Here is a 593-nt window from a genome sequence, read left to right as displayed (position 1 = left end):
AGATCGGCGTGGATGCGAGCGTCACGCCGGCGCCGGGCGCGCAGACCAGCGCCTTCGGCTTCGACTACGGCATAATGCCGGTGGGCGAGATCTCCTTCTGCCAGTCCGCCGCGGGGCGGCTCTACTCGCTCTACGCCCAGCATTATCTCATGACCTATTTCCCGGCCGCCTATCCGCGCTGGTACCTGCAGGGCTTCGGGGAGATGTTCGCGACGTTCAGGGCGGACGAGAGCGGCGTCATGGAATATGGCCGCGCCCCGGAGGGCTTGCGCGAGGTCATCGAACATCATGGCCGCTACCCCGTCGCCAAGGTGCTGAGCGGCGAATATCTGACCGGCGACGGCTGGCCGCCGCCCCAGTGGACGCCCTATCACGCCTGGGCGATGGTCCACCTCCTCTTCTTCTCCGAGGAGTGGAGGGCGCCGCTGCGCAGCTATCTCGCCGCCTTCGCGCGGGGCGCCGCTCCCGCGCAAGCCGCCGCGGCCTTCGACATCGAGAAGCTCCAGCGGGAGCTCGGCGCCTATCGCGGCCGCAAGATTCCCTATGAGGTGATGACCTATCCGCCCGACCGCGTCGGCGAGCCCGTCGTCCGG

At 68.6% G+C, this 593-nt stretch carries 1 protein-coding gene; it reads left to right on the top strand.

Annotated features, from left to right (window positions below; all coding sequences use genetic code 11):
- On the top strand, positions 1-593 hold a 593-nt coding region (locus AC2JF9_RS08285; protein WP_500726841.1), incomplete at both ends, for a hypothetical protein.

The organism is Lactobacillus sp. C449L (assembly GCF_059900815.1).
Note: the sequence above shows the minus strand (reverse complement) of the source record. Positions and strands in the feature narration are given on the sequence as shown.